Raw genomic sequence first — 19,563 nt, 5'->3', positions numbered from 1 at the left:
GTTCAGCCCTGCGCACGACATCGGATTTCGCTTTCTTCCGCTGAAACGGATGCGCCGGGGGAAGCCTTTTCTATGCTCAGACTGCGTTCCATTCTTTTCAACACGCTCTTCTATCTCAATCTCATCGTCAGGATGATTGTGCTGACGCCAATCTATTTCCTGGTGCCGCGAAAGCTGGCGTTTGAGATTCCAAAAGCCTGGGCTCGATCCAATCACTGGCTGATGGAAAAGATCGTCGGCACGACTTTCACCATAGAAGGTCTGGAAAACATTCCGGAAACTGGCTGCATTTTCGCACCCAAGCACCAATCATTCTGGGATACCTATGCGCTCCTTCCCAACCTCAAGGACCCGGTCTACATATTGAAGCGGGAGTTGATGTGGATACCGCTATTTGGCTGGTATGTCGCAAAGCAGCGTATGATCCCCGTCAACCGTGCCGCACGTGGAAAGGTCATGCTGAAGGTCATGGATCGCGCCCGCGAAGAAATGGCCAAGGGCCGGGAACTGATCATCTACCCGGAAGGGACGCGCCGGCCGCCCGGTGCCGAACCTGAATATCGCTATGGCATTGCAAGGCTGTACCGCGACCTGAAGGTCCCTGTCGTGCCGGTTGCAATGCACCCCGGACTTTTCTGGCCGCGTCACACGACGATGCGCTATCCCGGCCATTTCACGGTTCGCATCCTTCCTCCGATAGAGCCGGGATTAGACCCGGATGTGTTTTTCAAGCAGTTGATTGCAGTCACCGAAAAAGCGAGTGACGAGCTTCTTCTAGAAACCGCGCGCGATAACCCTGACCTTCCGATGCCCCCATCGGCTGCCAAGCGACTGGCGGAACTACGGCAAAACCAATCCGCCTGAACGCTTAACCCGCCTGTTTCTTGACATTGGAGGCCACACGCTCCAGCAGCGCGTCGCGAATTCCCATGTCCTGCAGATGTGCGACGGTGTTGAAGACATAATCGACATTAGGGCCCGAACGCCCCGACGCATTGCTGACGATCATGGCCGCCTCTTCAAGGGCGAGATCGCCAATATATTGCGGGTGTTGACGGTCCGCGACGTAAGTCAGCGCCATCTGTCGTCTTCCGTCGGCCAGTCCTACGGAGAGCACGCGCTCTTTGTAGACATTGCTGACCAATTCGCGTTCCCGCAGATAATCAAGCACTGGCGCGCGGTTTTCCTGCGCAACCCGGAAGGCAACCCCCAGGCAAGAGCCGCCACGCTCCAGCCCCAGCACCAGACCGGGATTTTCTTCCGTACCACGGTAGAGATTAGACCGTATGCATAAAGACCGCCGGTATCCGTAAAGACGCGCCTGCTGGCGCTCCTCAAACGGGAAGCCGGGGTTCCACATCAACGAGCCATAGCCAAAGACCCAAAAATCGTCCATATCGCAAGCCACACCAAATCACCTGTGTCTACCATTGGAGATCATCATGGCAGCGTCAAGCCAATCCCGAACCAGCAGAAAATTCCTTTTTCTCGGTGTCGGGATCATTGCGGTCGCCGCCATCTACACGGCAGGCTGGTTTTATGCGGCGCAACGCCTTCAGGACACCGTCATACGGACTCTTGCCCCCGGTGGCGCGGCAGGCGTGACGGGCGAGTGCTCGGACATTGCCTTCAGGGGCTACCCATTCCGTATCGGTCTTTTCTGCTCCAAGGTGGATGTCAAGAATACCGCCAACGACATGTCGGCATCCTTCGGTGAGTTGCGGTCTGCCGCACAAATCTATGCTCCAGGCCACATTGTCTGGGAACTGGACTCGCCAGCGACAATACAGACCGGCCATGGCCTCAGCGTGTCCGCGCAATGGGCGAACCTGCAATCCAGCCTTGTCACCAAGCTGAAAGGCATCGACCGGACATCGCTCGTGATTGACGGGCTGAAAGCTTCGGCGGTTTCCGCCGTCACGGCCCAGACGGTCAATTTCGATGCTGCGAAAACGGAAGTTCACCTGCGCCAGAACGGTGCCGATCTTGATGGCGCAGTCACCCTGACGGATGCTTCCACCGTCATCAAGGATTGGCCGCAACTCTTGCCAAGGCTGAATGCCATTGCCGATCTGACGCTTGCAGGCAAAGCAGGCATGATCGATGGCAGCGATCGTTCCGGCCTCTACGGCGCTAGTGGAGAGTTGCGCCGCTTGATGCTGGATATCGGCGACGGACGTACCATGCGGCTGACGGGTCCGTTCTCCTTTGACGAGCAGGGCTACCTGTCAGGTCAGTTCAAGCTGGAAATCGAAAAACTGGGCGATTGGGCAGACAATGCCAAGCAGGCGCTGCCGCAACTCCAATCGACCATAGACACCGCCCGTAAACTGCTTCGTGCCCTTGCGGGCGGAGGAGACAGAGCGTCTGTCGATCTGGTTGTCGACCGTGGCCGGGCAACGGTCAGCGGCTTCATACCGCTCGGAAAAATTCCCCCGATCTGAGGGCTACGAGCGAGCGGTGGCGCACCGTTGCCGACGCGCCACCCAAAAGATCAGAGAGCCTATTTCTTTGCATCCAGCGTGTGACGGCCAAAGTCAGGTGCATCCACATCCTGCCCGGCTTCCACGATTGAACGACGGATGGTACGCGTGCGTGTGAAGAGTTCGAACAGCTTGTCGCCCTCTCCCCACCGTATCGCCCGTTGCAGATAGGCAAGGTCCTCGGAAAACCTGGCCAGCATTTCAAGAATGGCATCCTTGTTGTGCAAACATACGTCCCGCCACATGGTTGGGTCGGACGCTGCCAGACGGGTAAAATCTCGAAAGCCGGATGCGGAATATTTGATGACTTCCGATTCGGTCACCGTACCAAGATCGTCAGCCGTACCGACGATGTTGTAGGCGATGATATGCGGAAGGTGTGAAACGATGGCCAGCACCTTGTCGTGATGCTCGGCGTCCATTTCATCGATTCGTGAGCCGAGCTGCTCCCAGAACGCCTTCAATCTCGCAAGGGCGTCCGGATCAGTCTCGGCCAAGGGCGTGAAGATGCACCAGCGATCACGAAACAATCCTGAAAAGCCAGCGTCCGGGCCGGACTTTTCCGTACCGGCCAGGGGGTGCCCCGGAATGAAATGAACGCTATCAGGCATATGAGGTGCCATCTGCGCGATAACCGAGGCTTTCGTGGAGCCGACATCGGTTACGATCGCGCCGGGTTTGAGATTGGGAGCTATCTGCTCCGCAACGCTGCCGGAAGCGCCGACCGGCACCGAAATGATGACGAGATCTGCGTCCCTTACCGCCTCCGCAGCCGATATGGTGTAGGCTGTTCCAAGCTCCAGCTCCTCGGCCCGCTTCAGTGTTTCGGGACTGCGCGTCGAAATAACGACGTCACGCGCCAGACCGGCGTCCTTTATGTCACGCGCGATGGAAGAGCCGATCAGGCCGATGCCGATGAGCGCAATACGGTCAAACAATACGCTGCCCATCAAGCTTGCTCCATGAAGTCTTTCAGAGCGGCGATGACGCCAAGGTTGGCTTCCTGCGAGCCCACCGTCATGCGCAATGCATTCGCAAAACCATATCCGCGCACAGCACGCAGAATGTAACCCCGGCGGGTCAGAAACTCATCCGCGTCTGCGGCTCGCTTGCCGTCGACATCGGGGAAATGAATGAGAAGGAAATTGGTCACCGATGGTGTCACAACGAGGCCGAGCGCCGTGAATGCCTCTGCGAGCTTCTCCAGCCATTCAAGGTTATGCGCCACCGCCTTCTGCATGAATGCCTGATCGCGAATCGCGGCCGCACCGGCAGCAATGGCGGGCGAATTCATGTTGAAAGGCCCGCGCACCCGGTTCAGAGCGTCGATAATGGCAGCAGGACCATACATCCAGCCAACACGCAGCGCAGCAAGCCCGTAAACCTTTGAGAAAGTTCTCGTCATCACGACATTGGCGTTGCCGGAGACGAGCTCCAGGCCAGCCTCATAGTCGTTCTTGCGGACATATTCCGCATAGGCGGCATCCAGCACAAGGATGACATGCTTGGGCAAGCCAGCCTGCAGACGGCGTATTTCTGCAACGGGTACATAGGTGCCCGTCGGATTGCCAGGATTGGCAATGAATACCATTTTCGTCTTGTTCGTTACCGCCGCGAGGATGGCATCGACATCGACGGCACAATCCTTCTCTTTGACGGTGACAGGCTGGGCACCCGCGCCCATGATCTGGATCCTGTAGACCAGAAAGCCATGTTCGGTAATGATCGCCTCATCACCAGCGCCCAGGTAAACGTGGCATAGAAGGCCCAGCAGCTCGTCAGAGCCATTGCCACACATGATATTGGCGACATTCAAGCCATGGACATCGGCAATGGCGTGGCGCAAGGCCATAGCCTGACCGTCCGGGTAGATTTCCAGATTTGACGCTGCGGCTTTGAAGGCTTCGATGGCTTTCGGGCTTGGGCCAAGCGGTGTTTCATTGGAGGAGAGCTTGTAAACCTTCGCTACCCCCTCTGCATGTTCCTTGCCGGGAACATAAGCAGCGATATCCAGAATGCCCGGACGTGGAACAGGTTGGTTCGGCTCTGCACTCATTTCATCACCTTCTGAAAAACGCCGGAGGACCCGGCAAAATAATGCCTCGGGCATTAGACCGGAACGCAAGATTTGTCGAGTGTCAGCGCGGCTTTAGCGGTTCGCTTGATGTCCGGGTCGTGGGCACGCCGTGTGGCGCAAGAACCGGCACGAACACCCGTCGCGATGCCCGTTGAGTGACAGGCAGGCCCTGATACAAACGCTTTTGCGCCTCAACGATGATGACGCCCGAAAAGACAGGCCAAAGCCTTCTGCCGGTGCTTTCGAGATAGCGTCGGAACTTCAACACCGATCGAACCTTCGACGGCGGGAAGAAAAGGGCTTCCGCAGAAGCGCCCGGCGTAAAATTCGTTTCCCTGAGAAGTGTCGTCAACTGGCCGCGCGAGTATGGCCGCCCGGACCCGAAGGGTGTGTGTTCCATTCTGGCCCACACGCCACGTCTGTTTGGCACCACGATGACCAGACGTCCACCTGGCGCAAGCACACGCCACAATTCCTTGAGTGTCTCCCGAGGATTTTCTGCAAATTCCAGAGAGTGAACCATCAGTACGCGATCTATGGAGGAATCCGGGAGCGGTAATTCCTCGTCGAACACAAGGGCTGTGGCGGAGCGTTCCCCAGCCGGCCAGTTAACCGCCCCCTGCCCCGCTGGCATGAAGGCGAAGGTTCTTTCCGTATCGTGGCGAAACCGATCGAGAAATGGCACGGCATAACCGATCCCGACCAGACGCTCATCTGGCAAGGAAGGCCAGAGCGTCGAAAGCGCCATTGTGATCGCCTGCTCGGCGGACCGGCCAAGCGGAGAATGATAGAATTCGCGCAGATCGACAATATCGGTGTTCATCAGCAGAATGTAGCAGTCCCCCGTTGGACTTCAAGGCGGGTGGGTTTACATAAGAGGCGCCTTTGGTTTGGAAGTCCAAGATGGAGAGGAATATGAAACCGTTGGAAATAGAGGTATTTTCTTGTCGCAGTGACAACTTCGGCGTCCTGCTACACGACGGCGAGACCGGGATCACCGTTTCTATCGACGCTCCGGAGGAGGCTCCCATCATCGCTGCGCTCGAGCGCCGTGGGTGGAAGCTTACCCATATCCTTACCACGCATCACCACATGGACCATGTTGAAGCCAATCTCGCCTTGAAGGAAAAATACGGCTGCGAAATTCACGGCCCCCACGACGAGGCCATTGCCATTCCCGGGTTGGACAAATCCGCAATGGACGGTGATGAGTTTCAACTGGCCGGGCGTCGTGTTCAGGTCATAGCAACGCCCGGCCACACTGCCGGACATATTTGCTACTACTTTCCGGATGACGCATTGCTTTTTGCCGCCGATACCCTGTTCGCCATGGGCTGCGGCCGTCTTTTTGAGCGCCCAGCAGCTGACATGTGGCACTCATTTCAGAAGCTGATGGCCTTGCCTGACGAAACCAGAGTCTATTTCGGGCACGAATATACGCTCGCCAATGCCCGCTTCGCGGTTACCGTTGATCCTGAGAATTCCGCATTGACTGAACGTGCGCGTGCGGTTGAGGATATGAGAAGCAAGGGCGAGTTCACGATACCCACCACCATCGGGCTCGAAAAGCAGACAAATCCCTACATGCGCGTTGCCGATGCCAATATCCGCAAGCAATTGGGTCTCCCCGATGCCTCGGATGCTGAGGTCTTTGCGGAAATCAGAGCCCGCAAGGATCAGTTTTGATGCAATATGCAGACCTATCCGCCGATGCCATCATCGCCGAATTGCAACTGGAGCCGCACCCTGAAGGCGGCTACTATCGTCAGACCTTTCGTGACGGGCCGGAAGATGGCCGCGGCCATTCGACCGCAATCTACTATCTGCTGAAAAAGGGTGAGCGGTCGCACTGGCACCGTGTGATCGATGCGGCGGAAGCGTGGCACTATTATGCGGGCGCACCGCTGGCGCTTCACCTGAGCGCGGATGGAAAGGGCGTTGAGACAATTAAGCTCGGTCCTTTCCTTCTCGATGGCCAAAGACCGCAGGCGGTTGTCCCAGCCAATCACTGGCAAGCTGCAGAGAGCCTCGGTGATTTTACGCTGGTGGGCTGCACCGTGGCTCCGGGCTTTGTCTTCGAAAGTTTCGTCATGGCTCCGCCCGGCTGGTCACCGGGCTGACGGCGCTAGCCACCATATTTGGTTGCCGTGATGTAGACCTGCCCGACCTTGGTCGGAATGCGCGCATAGACCGGCGCATACACATCCATGTTGTTGGCCTTGGCGAACCAGATTTCCATGGAAATGGATTTCAGATACTCGATGTCCTTGCGTCCCTTGCGAAAGCCGGATTTGGGCACGTAGCGCGCGTTGCACACAATCGCATCACCAGTAAATCCGTTGGTGGCGAAGGGTTTGGTACCGCCTGAGCTCAAGACCAGATCCAGCCGCGATTCGCCGTCATAGATTGGCAGCCGACTGGGGCAGATACGACCGCCTACCGGGAATATCAGGCCAGAGATGGGGTCGAGGACCGAACGCAGGTCCCGATCCTTCACATCCACCCAATTGTCCGGGCGCGACTTCGGCTCAGGCTTTACGGTCGTGGACGTGACGTTGCCGTTTCGATACTGCACATCATAGGTCCGCGTCTTCTTGCCGTCCTTGTAGACGAGTGAATACTCGTTCGCCTGCAGACGATTGCCACGCTTGGCGCCGGAAACAATCGTCTTGCCTGAGATGTCCTTCAGCACGCTGGCGATTCCCGCCGAGCTGAAAGAACCCGATATCGAGTAGGTCGAGCCTTCCATGCGAGTCGAGAAATTAGCCCTCGCGATGGGCAGAAGGCCCAGATTGATGCTGTATTCACTATCGTGCTGCGATTCTGCTGCAAAGGCCGGGGAAAGACTTCCCAGCGTAAGAGCGATACCTGCGAAAAACCTTTGTGCTATGACGTTCATTGCGTTAACACCTCGACGGACAGGAAATGCCGTCCACTGCCGCGATGATATACGCCGAGTTATGGCAATAAAAAAGCGGAGTAACGTGGAAAACCGGCGAAATCGCTCACAAAAAAGAGCGGGCGGCTTGACTGCAAGTTCCTGTCTGACTATAGAACCGCAACTTTCCAATCATTGCCAGTTGGATTGCTCACCGGATTTTGCCGGGTAGCGGGCCACTGGTGAAACAGACGATAACAAATAGGTGTACCCATGTCCCGTGTATGCGAATTGACCGGCAAGGGCGTCCAGACGGGCAATAACGTCAGCCACGCCAACAACAGAACCAAGCGCCGGTTCCTCCCGAACCTGTGCCAGGTAACGTTGATTTCTGATTCCCTCGGCCAGCGCTTCCGTCTGCGCGTTTCTGCAGCTGCTCTGCGCTCCGTTGAGCATCGCGGCGGTCTCGACGCGTTCCTACTGAAGTCCAGCGAGAATGATCTTTCGATGCGCGCACGTCTGCTGCGTCGTCAGATCGCAAAGAAGACTGTTGAAGCCGCTTAATCGCTGCTACGACAACATGCACTTTCGAAAGGCTTGACTGGCAATTGCCGCTCAAGCCTTTCGCTTGTTTTTGGCTCCAACTGGTGGCATCACCCAGGATAAAAAAATGCCCTACCTCCGCTCTACACTGGCCTATATTGGCCTGATGACCCTCATCGTCGTAGCATCGAACATTCTCGTTCAGCATCCACTCGCTGGCACATTGTTCGGCATCAATCTTGGCGATCTTCTGACATGGGGTGCATTCACCTATCCCGTCGCGTTCCTCATCACAGATCTGACCAACCGGCAATTCGGTCCGGCCATCGCCCGAAGGGTTGTTCTGGCAGGCTTCGTCGTTGGTGTGACGCTGTCCTTCTGGACGTCCATTCCACGGATCGCGATTGCCTCGGGAACGGCTTATCTCATCGGCCAGTTGCTGGATATCTTCGTCTTCAATCGGCTGCGTCGTCAAACCTGGTGGCAGGCCCCGTTGGCGGGATCGATGCTCGGCTCGGTCGTCGATACCGCCCTGTTCTTCTCTTTGGCCTTCGCAGCATCTTTCAGCGTTCTTGGCGCCAATGATCCATTCGCTATCGAACATGCGCCGATTTTCGGCATTTTCACCAGCGAAGCGCCGCGTTGGGTGTCCTGGGCGCTGGGTGACCTGTCGGTTAAGGTATTGGTGGGTTTTGTGCTTCTGCTGCCATACGGCGCCTTGATGAACATACTGCAACCGATCCCGCCTGCAGCTATTCAGCGTCCGGCGCGACGGTGAAGGCTATCTGCAGAGTCGGACACTTAACTTATAAAGTTGAAATGAACGACTTGGCAGCTTCTGCCCAATATTAAGCTACATCTCGAATTTATCTGTATTTTCTTTGTCGACCAGTTGCGATCAAGAAAATTTCTGGCAATCATACGTAGAGTTCACGTCCCAGGGGGCATCCGCATCATGAAGAAATCACCAAATTCGACCGACATACATGTAGGGTCGCGCATTCGTATGCGTCGCGTCATGCTTGGCCTGAGCCAGGAAAAGCTTGGAGACGGGCTGGGAATCACTTTCCAGCAGGTCCAGAAATACGAAAAAGGCACGAACAGGGTCGGCGCAAGCCGTCTCCAGCACATCTCCGAGTTGCTGGACGTTCATATCTCCTACTTCTTCGAAGGAGGTCCAGAAGCCTCCGAAGACAGAGCGCTCGCTGCTCCGAGCGTCCTGTCGCAGTTCATGAACTCGAAAGAGGGTGTGTTGCTTGCAAGGGCCTTTTCGGCCATCGAAGACGCCCGTGTACGACGCCGCGTGCTTGAGCTCGTTCAATCGCTCGGCAACAGCAGCGCCGTCGAGACGCAGAAGGACGCCGAAGCCTCCGCCTCCAGCGCGCACTGATCGACATGCCACTGCGACTGGCAACACTGGGTAGATGCAATCTCGAGGACGAAAGCGGCAACGTTATAAACGTTCCTTCCCAGTCCTTGCTGATTTGCGCGTATCTGTACGATGTGGGAAAACCGGTCGCACGACGCGATATCGCCAAGCTCCTGTGGCCAGGAAACCGTGACGCTGCGGCCACGAATCTGCGTTCGACTCTGCGTCGTTTCGCGCAGGCGACTCAAGATATTGCGGCGCCCATCATCTCGGTTGAAGCCATGAGCCTCTCGCTGAACAGGGAGGTTCTGCATTGCGATCTCGAGTTCAACGGTCTTGCGTCGCCACTGGAGCGTTTTCAAGCGGCCTGCAGTGCGGTCGCCATGCAATTTCTTCCCTCACTCGGGGGCGGAAAGACTGCTCTGGATACTTGGGCGAGAGATGTTCGCCTTCGACTTCTAAGTGGCCTTCGAGCGCAATTCCTGGCGTTGGCGGTAGACCCTGTTCGAAGGCCACAGGCCAATGCCGACCTCAGGCGGGCTGCGGTCCTTCTGCTGGAAGCCGACCCTCACGATCATGAAATCAGGAACCTGCTATCAGCCGAACTGGGAACAAAAAAGTCTGGTGAAGCGGTTCCCGCAGTCGCCGCCAGTCCTGCGCCACTCGCCGCTGGAAGGAATGATGTAAACCATTCCACGCAGCCCCGTATCGCGCTTCTTCCGCCGCACACGTCGAAAGAGGCGAGCCGGGAGGGATCGGTCGCAAACGCGCTGATCGAAGACCTGACGATTGGACTTTGCAGCAGTCGTTTTGTCTCGGTGGTGGCACCATATACTTCGGAGCGAATACAGGCATCGAAAGACAAGGCTTCCGTGCTGGAGAAGCACAATGTCGTTTATGCACTCGACAGCCGGCGAAACGAAACCCATCTCTTCGTACAACTGATTTTCACGCCAACCGAAGAGGTCATCTGGGCAGACCGCTTCGAGCTTTCGCCTGTCTCAATTGCTTCACACCGCACTACGATTGCTCAGGCCATTCAAAGCCAACTGATGTCTCGAATTGGATCGCATCAAAGCGCCGTGGGTGATTTCTCGCGAAGACCTGAAGCCTATTTTCTCTATCTCAAGGGATTGCAATCCCTTTCCAGCATCAGCCTGCCCGGGACCCGCCGCGCAAGGAAATATTTCAAAGAGGCACTGGACCACGGCAACGACCTGCCAGAAGCGCTGGCGGGCATGTCACGTACACTTACCATGGAGTGGATACTGACAGCGCGAGGAGACGACGATCTGCTCAAGAAAGCCGAGTATTTTGCGGACAATGCTATCAAGCAGAATGGTGGATCTGCCAGCGGCTTCAAGGAGCTCGGCGTAAGCCGTCTTTTCATGGGGCAAATCGACGAAAGCCTCGCCGCGCTGGCTGAGGCTGAAAGCCTGAGCCCGCAATATGCCGATGTCCTATGCAGCCATGCTGACAGCCTCATCCATAACAGTGACCCGAAGAATGCGATCGTCAAGATCAAGCACGCCATCTCTCTCAACCCGATATCGCCAGACATTTATTTCTGGACTGCGGCAGGAGCCAGTTACTTTCTCGAGGAATATCAGCAGGCACTGGATTACATTGGCCGCATGTCCAGCAAGCGCCTGGCCGCCCGTCTGGCTGCAGCATGTTGTGGGATGATGGGAGACATTGACAAAGCTCGCGTTTATCGAGCAAAGGTCTTCGAAGACAATCCAAGTTTTGATTTGGAGCGTTGGCTGGCGGTCGTTCCTCACAAAGAACCGTGGCAGACTGAAATGTATCGCGAAGGGCTCATAAGGGCCGGTTTTTAAAGGAAAGTATTAATGACACAGGCAGTTGTTTTTGGGGTTGAAGGCGAAAATGGTCTTTGGCTGGCGGATCTGAAGGCGGGAACCGTGACTGCTATCAAAGCTCCCCTGTCCGACGAGCTGGCGACAGCAGCCTCTCTGCGCGCTTCGGGCGTAACACTGACCAAGGGTGTTAATCTGGCGATTGCGGTTTCGTCGACATCGCCTATTGCAACCGGCATCCACGAAGGCCAAGACTGATCTTGCAGCTCGACAATTATCGAGCGTGCTCTGCGGGCGAAACCTTTTCACGGGTTTCGCCTTTCCTGTCGCGGTTGGGCATCACGCGGCTTGCCCGACAGACCGGCCTTGATGATATCGGCATCGCAGTCTGGTGCGCATATGCTCCCAACGCCAAGGCCATCGTGATCGCCCAAGGAAAGGGTATCGATGACGAAGCGGCCAAGACATCGGCAGCGATGGAGGCAATTGAGCGGGCGGTTGCCACAAATCCCGTTTGCTTTTTGCGCGTTACAAGCCGGTTGATGCTCGAAAAAGAGGGGCAGACTGTCGATACGCTGGATTGCCTGCTTCTGTCTCACTCAAAGCCCCCAGCGCCAGACGAAGAATCAAGCTGGGTTCGCGGCACCCACCTCCTTGGCGCTCAGCCTGTTTGGCTTCCCTATGAGGCAATCCATCTCGACCGCACAGTACCAGCGTCCAGATACTGGCAATCATCCGACGGCCTTGCCTCGGGCAATACACGTGACGAAGCGGTCCTGCATGGTTTGCTGGAGCGTGTAGAGCGCGATGCCTTGACGCTGTGGCAGGTAACGCCCGCTACCAAGCGATATAAAGGGGCGATAGACACTGCGGCAATTTGTGCTCCGGCACTGCGGGAAGCCCTGGACAAGATCACCGCTGCAGGTCTCGACATGTCCCTATTCGACATTACGACGGATTTGGCGATACCTTGCGTCGCAGCGCTTCTCGGTCCCAGAGACCGGAGCTATCCACGATCCATACGCCATGTGGACATCACCATGGGTGCGGGCGCCTCGACCCTTCCCGAAATTGCCGCCATGAGAGCGATCACGGAAGCGGTGCAATCCAGAATGACGTTCATTGCCGGCGCCAGAGATGATCTTCTTCCGGAGATTTTTTCGCAGCCCGCAGATACCGCAACGCTGGAGGCGATGGATTCCATTGCCACAAGAGGCTTGAAGGATTTGCCGGTTCTCGGTTCGACATCGACCCAGCAATCTCTGCAGGCCGTCCTTGGCAGGCTTCAGGAACGTGGCATCTGCGACCTTTTCGCCGTCGATCTTGCCCCGGATTGGCTGCCGGCCTCTGTCGTGAAAGTGGTCGCCCCTCAGTTGGAAAACCCCGATGGCGATCGGCATAGGCGGTTTGGCAGCCGCGCACTTTCCAAGGCTCTTTGATGAAAACTATCTTTGTTGGACCGAGCCTGCCAGACGCTCGGGATTATGCTGCACCGGATATCGATTTGCGACCGCCCGCCTGCCAGGGAGACGTCATGCGTGCCTTAGCCGATGGAGCAACCGCCATTGGTATCATCGATGGACAGTTCGCAATGGCAGCACCCGTGTGGCATAAGGAGCTTCTATACGCCCTTTCGAATAAGGTTCGCGTGTTTGGAGCCGCCAGCATGGGCGCCCTGCGTGCAGCAGAGTGCGCGGCCTTCGGAATGGTCGGCATCGGCAGGATCTTTGAGGACTTCGCTTCCGGCAAACGGGTAGACGATGCAGATGTGGCCTTGACCTATGGTCCAGCAGAGCTTGGTTATCCAGCCACAAGCCTTCCACTGGTGAATGTACAGGCCACCCTCGCCAGGATGCTCCAAAAGCAGATGATGAGCGCAACGGAGTACAACTTGCTCAATGACGCCGCCTGCCAAATATTCTTCAAACGCCGGACATGGAAAGCTATCGCCCAGGCGGCAAACATGGATTTCGACAGGCTGAAAGCGGTTGTGGACATTTGTTGGATCGACCAGAAGAGGCTCGATGCTCTGGAATTGATCCAGGCAATGCAAGGTGATCTGGCGCCAGCGGTCGACATGGAATGGCAATTCAACGCGACGCCGCTTTTCCGGAAAATGTATTACTAATTAAGCGCAACGCGAATGGTGTGCCGCATGATCAAGTTCTGCGTGTGCAACGGTTTTGCAACGCGCGAAATGGGATCGGTGCCGTTAGGGTGAATTTGTCGCAACAACATACGATGAGTTTACCGATGACTTCCATGAACACTGACGCCCAGATTAATGAACGCCAGGAGGACTTTCTCACTCTCATCAACATGCTGACTTATGCAGAAGGTGTCGCCGACTCCCTGGGAGCGCCTTCCGCCAGCTGGTATATCGACGTCGCAAAACAGGCTCTCAAGTCCGCACTGCAAAGCGAGATGGACGTTGACCTTTCAAATGTAGAAATCATCAATCTTGCCTCCGTTCGCGCAGGCCATTGCTGACACCACCTTTTTCAAGATGAAATTTTTGCCGGGACAGGGATTACTTCCCTATCCCGGTTTCTATTATGCTTCGCCAAGCATCTGAATGATTGCGGAAAAGTCCTTCCCGCCTCCTCCCGTGTCCAGAAATCTTTGATAGAGCGCTGCCGCTTCCCTACCGAGCGGTGTTTCTGCACCGCTCATTCGCGCAGCGTCCTGTGCCAGAGACAGGTCTTTCAGCATCAGAGCCGCCGCAAACCCCGGGACATAATCTCGATTGGCGGGTGAAGATGGAACGGGGCCTGGCACCGGGCAATAGCTGTTCAATGCCCAACATTGACCGGATGACACAGAGGCAACATCAAACAGGGATTGCTGAGAAAGCCCCAGCTTGTCGGCGAGAACAAAGGCTTCCGAGACGGCTATCATTGATATCCCGAGGATCATGTTGTTGCAGATTTTTGCCGCCTGCCCCATGGACGGTCCTCCACAAAAGACGATCCGCCTGCCCATTGCCTGCAGCAACGGTTCTGCTCGGGCATAGCTTTCTGATTGCCCGCCCACCATGAATGTCAACGTGGCGGCCTGTGCACCTGCCGTTCCGCCGGAAACCGGAGCATCCAGTGAAGGACAGGCGTGGTCGCCGGCCAAGTCATGCGCTGAACGGGCGCTTTCGATATCGATCGTGGAGCAGTCGATCAACAACGTCCCGGCAGGGACGAGAGAGGCCAGACTGCTCCAGACAGACAGCACATGGTTGCCGGCTGGAAGCATGGTGATGACGACATCGCATCCATCGACCGCATCTTCGAGCGAGTGGCAGGGTAGGACACCGCCTGCGGCTGCCTGTTCAAGCAGATCAGGCACCAGATCGAAGCCACGCACAATGTGCCCCGCTTTGACCAGATTTGCTGCCATCGGCGCACCCATGTGGCCGAGCCCGATAAATGCAATGGATGTCATTGTCGCCTCCTTCTGATGTCACCCTGCAACTAGCCGTGCAAACCATGGCCGAGCGCCTTGAACGACGCTTCCTGAAATGCTTCGCCACGGGTGGGGTGGGCATGTATCGTTCCAGCGACGTCCTCAAGGCGAGCGCCCATCTCGATGGCGAGCGAAAAGGTGCTGGACAGCTCAGACACGCCCGCGCCTACGGCCTGAATGCCGAGGATCAAATGGTTATCCACGCGAGAGACGACCCGCACGAAACCTGCCTCATCCCCCGTTGTCATGGCGCGACCGCTGGCGCTGAAAGGAAATTGCCCGACAGCAACTTCGATGCCCTGAGCGCGCGCTTCGGCAGGCGAAATTCCGGCACTGACGATCTCCGGATCGGTAAAACATACGGTGGGAATACAACGCTTGTCCCACATGCGTTTTTCACCAGCAATAATGTCTGCCACCATTTCGCCCTGGGCAGAGGCACGGTGAGCCAGCATCGGCTCGCCCGTAATATCGCCTATTGCAAACACACCGCGCATGGAGGTGCGGCAGCGTTCATCGATACGGATGAAGCGCCCCGCCATGTCGAGCCCAAGCTCCTCTAGACCAAAACCTTCGGTTCGCGGCCTTCTTCCAACTGTAACCAGCACTTTGTCGACGTCTAGCGTTATGTCTTTGCCATCCCTTTCGGAAACAACCAGTGCAGACGAGGTGGCGTCATATCTTCTTGCGACTGCATTGGTTAGGACCGTGATGTCCAATTCGCCAAGCCGCTTTGCAACGGGCTTTACCAGGTCGGCGTCGTATTGTGGAAGAATTTGGGGCGTTGCCTCAACGATCGTGACGCGTGATCCCATCTTGGCAAAGGCGGTGCCAAGCTCCAGCCCTATATAGCCGCCACCGACGATAGCCATGCTCTCAGGCACCTCGTTCAGCGAAAATACCTCTGCCGAAGACAGGACATTTTCCCCAAAGGGAAGATCAGGCAGTTCTACGGGTGCGGACCCCGTAGCAATGACGATGTTCTCCGCCCTGACAATCTGCGCGCCCGTTTCAGTCTCAACAAGTACGGTTTTGCCATCGCGAAACTGCGCGGTCCCCTCCAGCATCTTCACCTTGGCCTTTTGCAACAAGGCTGCGATGCCGTTGTTCAGGCGACCGACTATGCCGTTCTTCCAGGCCATTGTTTCACCGAGATCAAGGCTGGGCTGCTGTAGCCGGATGCCAAGCGGAGTGCGGCCCGCCGCCATCTGGCGAACCTTGTAAAACTCATCCCCGGCATGAATCAGCGCCTTGGACGGAATGCAGCCTACGTTCAGACATGTACCGCCGGATCTTGCCTGTTCGACAATGACGGTATCGATGCCCAGCTGGCCAGCGCGGATGGCACAGACGTAACCGCCTGGACCTGCACCGATGATGAGAAGCTTGCAATATATCTCTTTCATGTCGGCCTCAGCTTTCAATGAAAATCAGGGCTGGCGTTTCAAGCAGTGCCTTGATGCGCTGTATGAAATTCGCAGCATCCCATCCGTCGATGATGCGGTGATCAAAGCTGGAAGAAAGGTTCATCATCTTGCGCGGTATGAACTGACTGCCATCCCAAACCGGTCGGACGACAATCTTGTTCACACCTATGATGGCGACCTCCGGGTGGTTGATCAGTGGCGTGGAAGCAATGCCGCCAAGCGCGCCAAGCGAACTGACGGTGATGGTGGAGCCGGAGAGTTCCTCCCGCTGCGCACTTCCTGTCCTCGCCGCCTCCGCTACCCGCGAAAGTTCGGCAGCACATTCCCAGATTCCTCGCTCTTCTGCGTGTCGAACGACAGGCACGATCAGACCGGCTCCCGTCTGTGTGGCGACGCCGATATGGACGGCAGCATGTCTGCTGATCACACCGGCAGCGTCGTCAAAGGTCGCATTTATCGCCGGTTGCTCGGCCACGGTCTTGACGATGGCCTGCATGAGGAAGGGCAGGATCGTCAGCTTGGTCTGTTCTGGCCGACGTCCCGAGTTCATCTTGGCCCGCAATTCCTCCAGATCGCTGACGTCAATTTCCTCGACATAGGTAATGTGGGGAATGCGGGATACGGAAAGAGCCATCTTTTCCGCGATCCTGCGCCTCAAGCCGGTGATTTTGATCTCTTCGACTGCCGTCTTCCGATTGCGCCCGGATGGAGTTGGAGCACGGGTGCCCGCCGCCAGAAAAGTCTCGATATCATCATGCGTGATCCGCCCTGCCGGTCCGCTGCCAGCGACCTGACGCAGGTCGATACCGGCGTCCAATGCCCGCCGCCGCACAGCCGGAGAGGCCAAGGGCTTTTGCAACGGTGCATTTGACGGCGCAGATTGTACTGGGGGTTCCGCGGCCTGAACTTCGGGCTTTGGCACTCTGGCGGCTTCAGAAGCAGCAGGCATCGTCACATCAGCAGGCGTTTCGGCAGCCTCGCCACTGCTTTCCTCTGTCTCGATGCGAACCAGCGGTGCCTTGACGGCAACGGTTTGCCCAACATCCACGGCAATCCATGTCACGGTTCCCGCCACAGGTGCGGGTATTTCAATGGTCGCTTTGTCCGTCATAACCGCCGCAAGAACCATGTCTTCCCGAACGACATCACCGGGCTTGACGTGCCATTCCACAAGTTCGGCCTCAGCAACGCCCTCACCCACATCAGGCATTTTCAGAACATATTCGGCCATGGTCATGCCTCCATCAGTTCAAGCAGGGCGCGCCCGACGCGGGCGGGGCCGGGGAAGTAGTCCCACTCCTGCGCATGGGGATAAGGCGTGTCCCATCCGGCAACCCGGATGATCGGGGCTTCAAGGTGATAGAAGCAGTGCTCCTGAACGAGTGAGACGACCTCCGCTCCGAAGCCGGAGGTCAGCGTGGCCTCATGCACCATGAGGCAACGGCCGGTCTTTGCAACAGATGCCACGATGGTATCGAGATCGAGCGGAAGCAGGCTGCGCAGATCGATCACCTCGGCGTCGATGCCCGTCTCTTCCGCTGCTGCCAAAGCCACATGCACCATTGTCCCATAGGCAATGATGGTAACCTGTGTACCTGGGCGGCGAATTTCTGCCTTGCCAATTGGAATGGTGTAGTGACCTTCCGGCACCTCGCCCAGATCATGTTTGGACCATGGCACGACAGGCCGATCATGATGACCATCAAACGGCCCGTTATAAAGCCGCTTCGGCTCCAGAAACATGACCGGATCGGGATCCTCTATGGCAGACATCAGCAATCCCTTGGCATCATAGGGATTGGACGGAACGATTACCTTCAGGCCGCATACGTGGGTAAAAAGCGCCTCGGGGCTCTGGCTGTGCGTCTGTCCACCGAAAATACCACCGCCCGTCGGCATTCGGATAACGATGGGGCAGGTAAAATCACCATTTGAGCGGTAGCGGATACGGGCTGCTTCCTGCGTAATCTGGTCGTAAGCAGGGTACATGTAATCCGCGAACTGGATTTCGATGCATGGGCGCAAACCATAGGCGGCCATCCCGATTGCCGTCCCTACGATGCCGGACTCGCTGATGGGCGCGTCGAAGCAACGCGTGCGTCCGTACTTGGCCTGAAGCCCCTGCGTGGCGCGGAAGACGCCGCCAAAATAACCAACATCTTCGCCAAAAACCACGACATTCTCATCGCGTCCCATGGAAACGTCCATGGCACTGCGCACAGCTTCGATCATCGTCATTCTTGTCATGTCAGTACCCCGCCTTCTGGCGCTGTCGGCGAATGTGATCAGGCATTTCCGCGTAGACGCCTTCAAAGATATCGCGAACGGAAGGCTTGCCACCGGCGTGCAGCGTGCCGTGGCTTTCCGCCTCCTTCTGCGCGTCGATGACCTCATCCATGATCTCTGCCTCCGTCTGCTGGTGACGCTCCTCTGACCAGGCGCCAAGCACGATGAGATGGTTCTTCAGACGCAGTATGGGATCGCCGAGTGGCCATGCCTCGGACTCGGTCTTGGGACGATATGCGCTGGGATCATCCGAGGTGGAATGTGCGCCCGCACGGTACGTCACATACTCCACGAGTGTGGGACCAAGATTACGGCGAGCCCGCTCGACAGCCCATTTCGCCACCGCATGAACGGCGAGATAATCATTGCCGTCCACGCGCAGCGCCGGGATGCCGAAGCCAAGGCCTCGGGCTGCGAATGTGCCGGAGCCCCCGCGGGCTATTCCCTGAAAGGTGGAGATTGCCCACTGGTTGTTGACGATATTCAGAACGACCGGTGCCTTGTAGGTTGAAGCAAAGACGAGGGCCGAGTGAAAATCCGATTCCGCCGTGGAGCCATCGCCGATCCATGCGGCAGCAATTTTCGTGTCGCCCTTGATGGCCGACGCCATGGCCCAGCCGACCGCCTGCACATATTGCGTTGCCAGATTGCCAGAAACGGTGAAGAATCCGTGGTCCTTGGCCGAATGGAGAACCGGCATTTGCCGACCGTGCAGAGGATCGTTCTCGTTGGAAAAAATCTGGTTCATCATGGTCACGAGCGGATAGTCGTCCGCGATCAGCAGACCTGCCTGCCGATATGTGGGGAAGTTCATGTCACCCTTCGACAAAGCCTTCCGAAAGGCGCAACTGACCGCTTCCTCACCCAGATGCTGCATATAGAACGAGGTTTTGCCCTGCCGCTGCGCCATGACCATGCGGGCATCGAATGCTCTCAGCCGCATCATGTTGCGAAGCCCGATCAGCAGCTCCTGATGGGAAAGCGTGCCCGCCCATGGTCCCACCGCCTCTCCGTGACGGTTGAGAACGCGGATGATCGAATAGGCCAGATCGCGCATGGATTCCGGTGCAGCATCAATGTCCGGGCGTGGCACGGCACCGGCTGCGGGTATCTTGACGTTGGAAAAATTCGGCTGTCCGCCGGGCCTTACCGCCGGTTCCGGCACATGCAGGCTCAAGCCGCTCGTCGTTTCCGTCATTGCTTTCCGCTCCTCCACAGAACATCCGCCTC

General features: G+C 57.0%; 22 protein-coding genes. 12 read left to right on the top strand and 10 right to left on the bottom strand.

The genetic code is table 11. The features are described 5' to 3' along the window. Positions 1 to 72 precede the first annotated feature (72 nt). The gene (locus ASF69_RS14630) at positions 73 to 864 is read left to right on the top strand and encodes a 1-acyl-sn-glycerol-3-phosphate acyltransferase (protein ID WP_062588715.1); all 792 of its coding nucleotides are present in this window, start codon (positions 73 to 75) and stop codon (positions 862 to 864) included. 4 nt (positions 865 to 868) lie between these two features. On the opposite strand, the gene ASF69_RS14625 is transcribed toward ASF69_RS14630, so the two are convergent. Beyond that, on the bottom strand, positions 869 to 1,396 hold the full coding sequence (locus ASF69_RS14625) for a gamma-glutamylcyclotransferase (RefSeq protein ID WP_062588713.1): 528 nt from the start codon (positions 1,394 to 1,396) through the stop codon (positions 869 to 871). A 46-nt stretch (positions 1,397 to 1,442) separates the two neighbouring features. Here ASF69_RS14625 and ASF69_RS14620 point away from each other — a divergent pair, with 46 nt between their 5' ends. Further along, positions 1,443 to 2,444, top strand: coding sequence for a DUF2125 domain-containing protein (locus tag ASF69_RS14620; RefSeq protein ID WP_062588711.1), 1,002 nt, complete (start codon positions 1,443 to 1,445; stop codon positions 2,442 to 2,444). Between the two features lie 59 nt (positions 2,445 to 2,503). On the opposite strand, the gene ASF69_RS14615 is transcribed toward ASF69_RS14620, so the two are convergent. The 3 genes from ASF69_RS14615 to ASF69_RS14605 all read right to left on the bottom strand — a co-directional run bounded on the left by ASF69_RS14615 (position 2,504) and on the right by ASF69_RS14605 (position 5,383). Then, positions 2,504 to 3,433: a prephenate/arogenate dehydrogenase family protein gene (locus ASF69_RS14615; protein ID WP_062588709.1), complete on the bottom strand. Its 930-nt coding sequence runs from the start codon at positions 3,431 to 3,433 to the stop codon at positions 2,504 to 2,506. Next, the gene (hisC, locus tag ASF69_RS14610; RefSeq protein WP_062588707.1) at positions 3,433 to 4,539 is read right to left on the bottom strand and encodes a histidinol-phosphate transaminase; all 1,107 of its coding nucleotides are present in this window, start codon (positions 4,537 to 4,539) and stop codon (positions 3,433 to 3,435) included. Before hisC ends, ASF69_RS14615 begins: the two co-directional genes overlap by 1 nt. An 82-nt stretch (positions 4,540 to 4,621) precedes the next feature. Next, positions 4,622 to 5,383: a class I SAM-dependent methyltransferase gene (locus ASF69_RS14605; RefSeq protein ID WP_062588705.1), complete on the bottom strand. Its 762-nt coding sequence runs from the start codon at positions 5,381 to 5,383 to the stop codon at positions 4,622 to 4,624. 92 nt (positions 5,384 to 5,475) lie between these two features. On the opposite strand from ASF69_RS14605, the gene gloB reads away from it, so the two are divergent. Together gloB and ASF69_RS14595 are read left to right on the top strand one after the other, a co-directional pair. Beyond that, on the top strand, positions 5,476 to 6,246 hold the full coding sequence (gloB, locus tag ASF69_RS14600) for a hydroxyacylglutathione hydrolase (protein ID WP_062588703.1): 771 nt from the start codon (positions 5,476 to 5,478) through the stop codon (positions 6,244 to 6,246). Next, positions 6,246 to 6,680 carry a cupin domain-containing protein gene (locus ASF69_RS14595; protein ID WP_062588701.1) on the top strand — a complete coding sequence of 145 codons (435 nt, stop codon included), beginning with the start codon at positions 6,246 to 6,248 and terminating at the stop codon, positions 6,678 to 6,680. Before gloB ends, ASF69_RS14595 begins: the two co-directional genes overlap by 1 nt. A gap of 5 nt (positions 6,681 to 6,685) precedes the next feature. On the opposite strand, the gene ASF69_RS14590 is transcribed toward ASF69_RS14595, so the two are convergent. Then, positions 6,686 to 7,459: a DUF3108 domain-containing protein gene (locus ASF69_RS14590; RefSeq protein ID WP_062588696.1), complete on the bottom strand. Its 774-nt coding sequence runs from the start codon at positions 7,457 to 7,459 to the stop codon at positions 6,686 to 6,688. A gap of 252 nt (positions 7,460 to 7,711) precedes the next feature. Between ASF69_RS14590 and rpmB the strand changes: the two genes are divergently transcribed. From rpmB to ASF69_RS23105, 8 genes are all read left to right on the top strand, one after another. Beyond that, complete coding sequence (rpmB, locus tag ASF69_RS14585; RefSeq protein ID WP_062588694.1) at positions 7,712 to 8,002, top strand: 50S ribosomal protein L28; 291 nt, start codon at positions 7,712 to 7,714, stop codon at positions 8,000 to 8,002. A 106-nt stretch (positions 8,003 to 8,108) separates the two neighbouring features. After that, positions 8,109 to 8,759: a queuosine precursor transporter gene (locus ASF69_RS14580; RefSeq protein WP_062588692.1), complete on the top strand. Its 651-nt coding sequence runs from the start codon at positions 8,109 to 8,111 to the stop codon at positions 8,757 to 8,759. Between the two features lie 177 nt (positions 8,760 to 8,936). Further along, entirely contained in the window at positions 8,937 to 9,371 is a 435-nt protein-coding gene (locus tag ASF69_RS14575; RefSeq protein ID WP_062588690.1) for a helix-turn-helix transcriptional regulator, read from the top strand. A 260-nt stretch (positions 9,372 to 9,631) separates the two neighbouring features. Next, complete coding sequence (locus ASF69_RS14570) at positions 9,632 to 11,188, top strand: tetratricopeptide repeat protein (RefSeq protein ID WP_244475481.1); 1,557 nt, start codon at positions 9,632 to 9,634, stop codon at positions 11,186 to 11,188. A gap of 12 nt (positions 11,189 to 11,200) precedes the next feature. Beyond that, positions 11,201 to 11,425: a hypothetical protein gene (locus ASF69_RS14565; RefSeq protein WP_062588686.1), complete on the top strand. Its 225-nt coding sequence runs from the start codon at positions 11,201 to 11,203 to the stop codon at positions 11,423 to 11,425. A 2-nt stretch (positions 11,426 to 11,427) separates the two neighbouring features. Further along, positions 11,428 to 12,606, top strand: a complete 1,179-nt coding sequence (locus ASF69_RS14560) for a YcaO-like family protein (RefSeq protein WP_062588685.1) — start codon at positions 11,428 to 11,430, stop codon at positions 12,604 to 12,606. Then, on the top strand, positions 12,606 to 13,295 hold the full coding sequence (locus ASF69_RS14555; protein WP_062588683.1) for a TfuA-like protein: 690 nt from the start codon (positions 12,606 to 12,608) through the stop codon (positions 13,293 to 13,295). The genes ASF69_RS14560 and ASF69_RS14555 overlap by 1 nt, the downstream gene beginning before the upstream one ends. Continuing rightward, entirely contained in the window at positions 13,250 to 13,657 is a 408-nt protein-coding gene (locus tag ASF69_RS23105; protein ID WP_156462073.1) for a hypothetical protein, read from the top strand. The genes ASF69_RS14555 and ASF69_RS23105 overlap by 46 nt, the downstream gene beginning before the upstream one ends. A 63-nt stretch (positions 13,658 to 13,720) precedes the next feature. Here the strand turns inward: ASF69_RS23105 and mmsB are convergent, their stop codons facing one another. The 5 genes from mmsB to ASF69_RS14525 are packed head-to-tail and all read right to left on the bottom strand — an operon-like array spanning position 13,721 to position 19,531. Continuing rightward, a complete protein-coding gene (gene mmsB, locus ASF69_RS14545; protein WP_062588679.1) occupies positions 13,721 to 14,599 on the bottom strand; it encodes a 3-hydroxyisobutyrate dehydrogenase in 879 nt (292 codons plus the stop codon). A gap of 29 nt (positions 14,600 to 14,628) precedes the next feature. Continuing rightward, positions 14,629 to 16,026 (bottom strand): dihydrolipoyl dehydrogenase, encoded by a 1,398-nt coding sequence (gene lpdA, locus ASF69_RS14540; protein ID WP_062588677.1) that lies wholly within the window; start codon positions 16,024 to 16,026, stop codon positions 14,629 to 14,631. Positions 16,027 to 16,033: 7 nt separating this feature from the next. Then, complete coding sequence (locus ASF69_RS14535; protein ID WP_062588788.1) at positions 16,034 to 17,278, bottom strand: dihydrolipoamide acetyltransferase family protein; 1,245 nt, start codon at positions 17,276 to 17,278, stop codon at positions 16,034 to 16,036. A gap of 2 nt (positions 17,279 to 17,280) precedes the next feature. Continuing rightward, on the bottom strand, positions 17,281 to 18,294 hold the full coding sequence (locus tag ASF69_RS14530; protein WP_062588675.1) for an alpha-ketoacid dehydrogenase subunit beta: 1,014 nt from the start codon (positions 18,292 to 18,294) through the stop codon (positions 17,281 to 17,283). A gap of 1 nt (position 18,295) precedes the next feature. Continuing rightward, entirely contained in the window at positions 18,296 to 19,531 is a 1,236-nt protein-coding gene (locus tag ASF69_RS14525) for a 3-methyl-2-oxobutanoate dehydrogenase (2-methylpropanoyl-transferring) subunit alpha (RefSeq protein WP_062588673.1), read from the bottom strand. Positions 19,532 to 19,563: the final 32 nt, after the last annotated feature.

The sequence above is a fragment of the Rhizobium sp. Leaf311 genome (assembly GCF_001423445.1).
Lineage (GTDB): Bacteria > Pseudomonadota > Alphaproteobacteria > Rhizobiales > Rhizobiaceae > Agrobacterium.
This window is presented reverse-complemented; position numbering and strand designations above follow the sequence as displayed.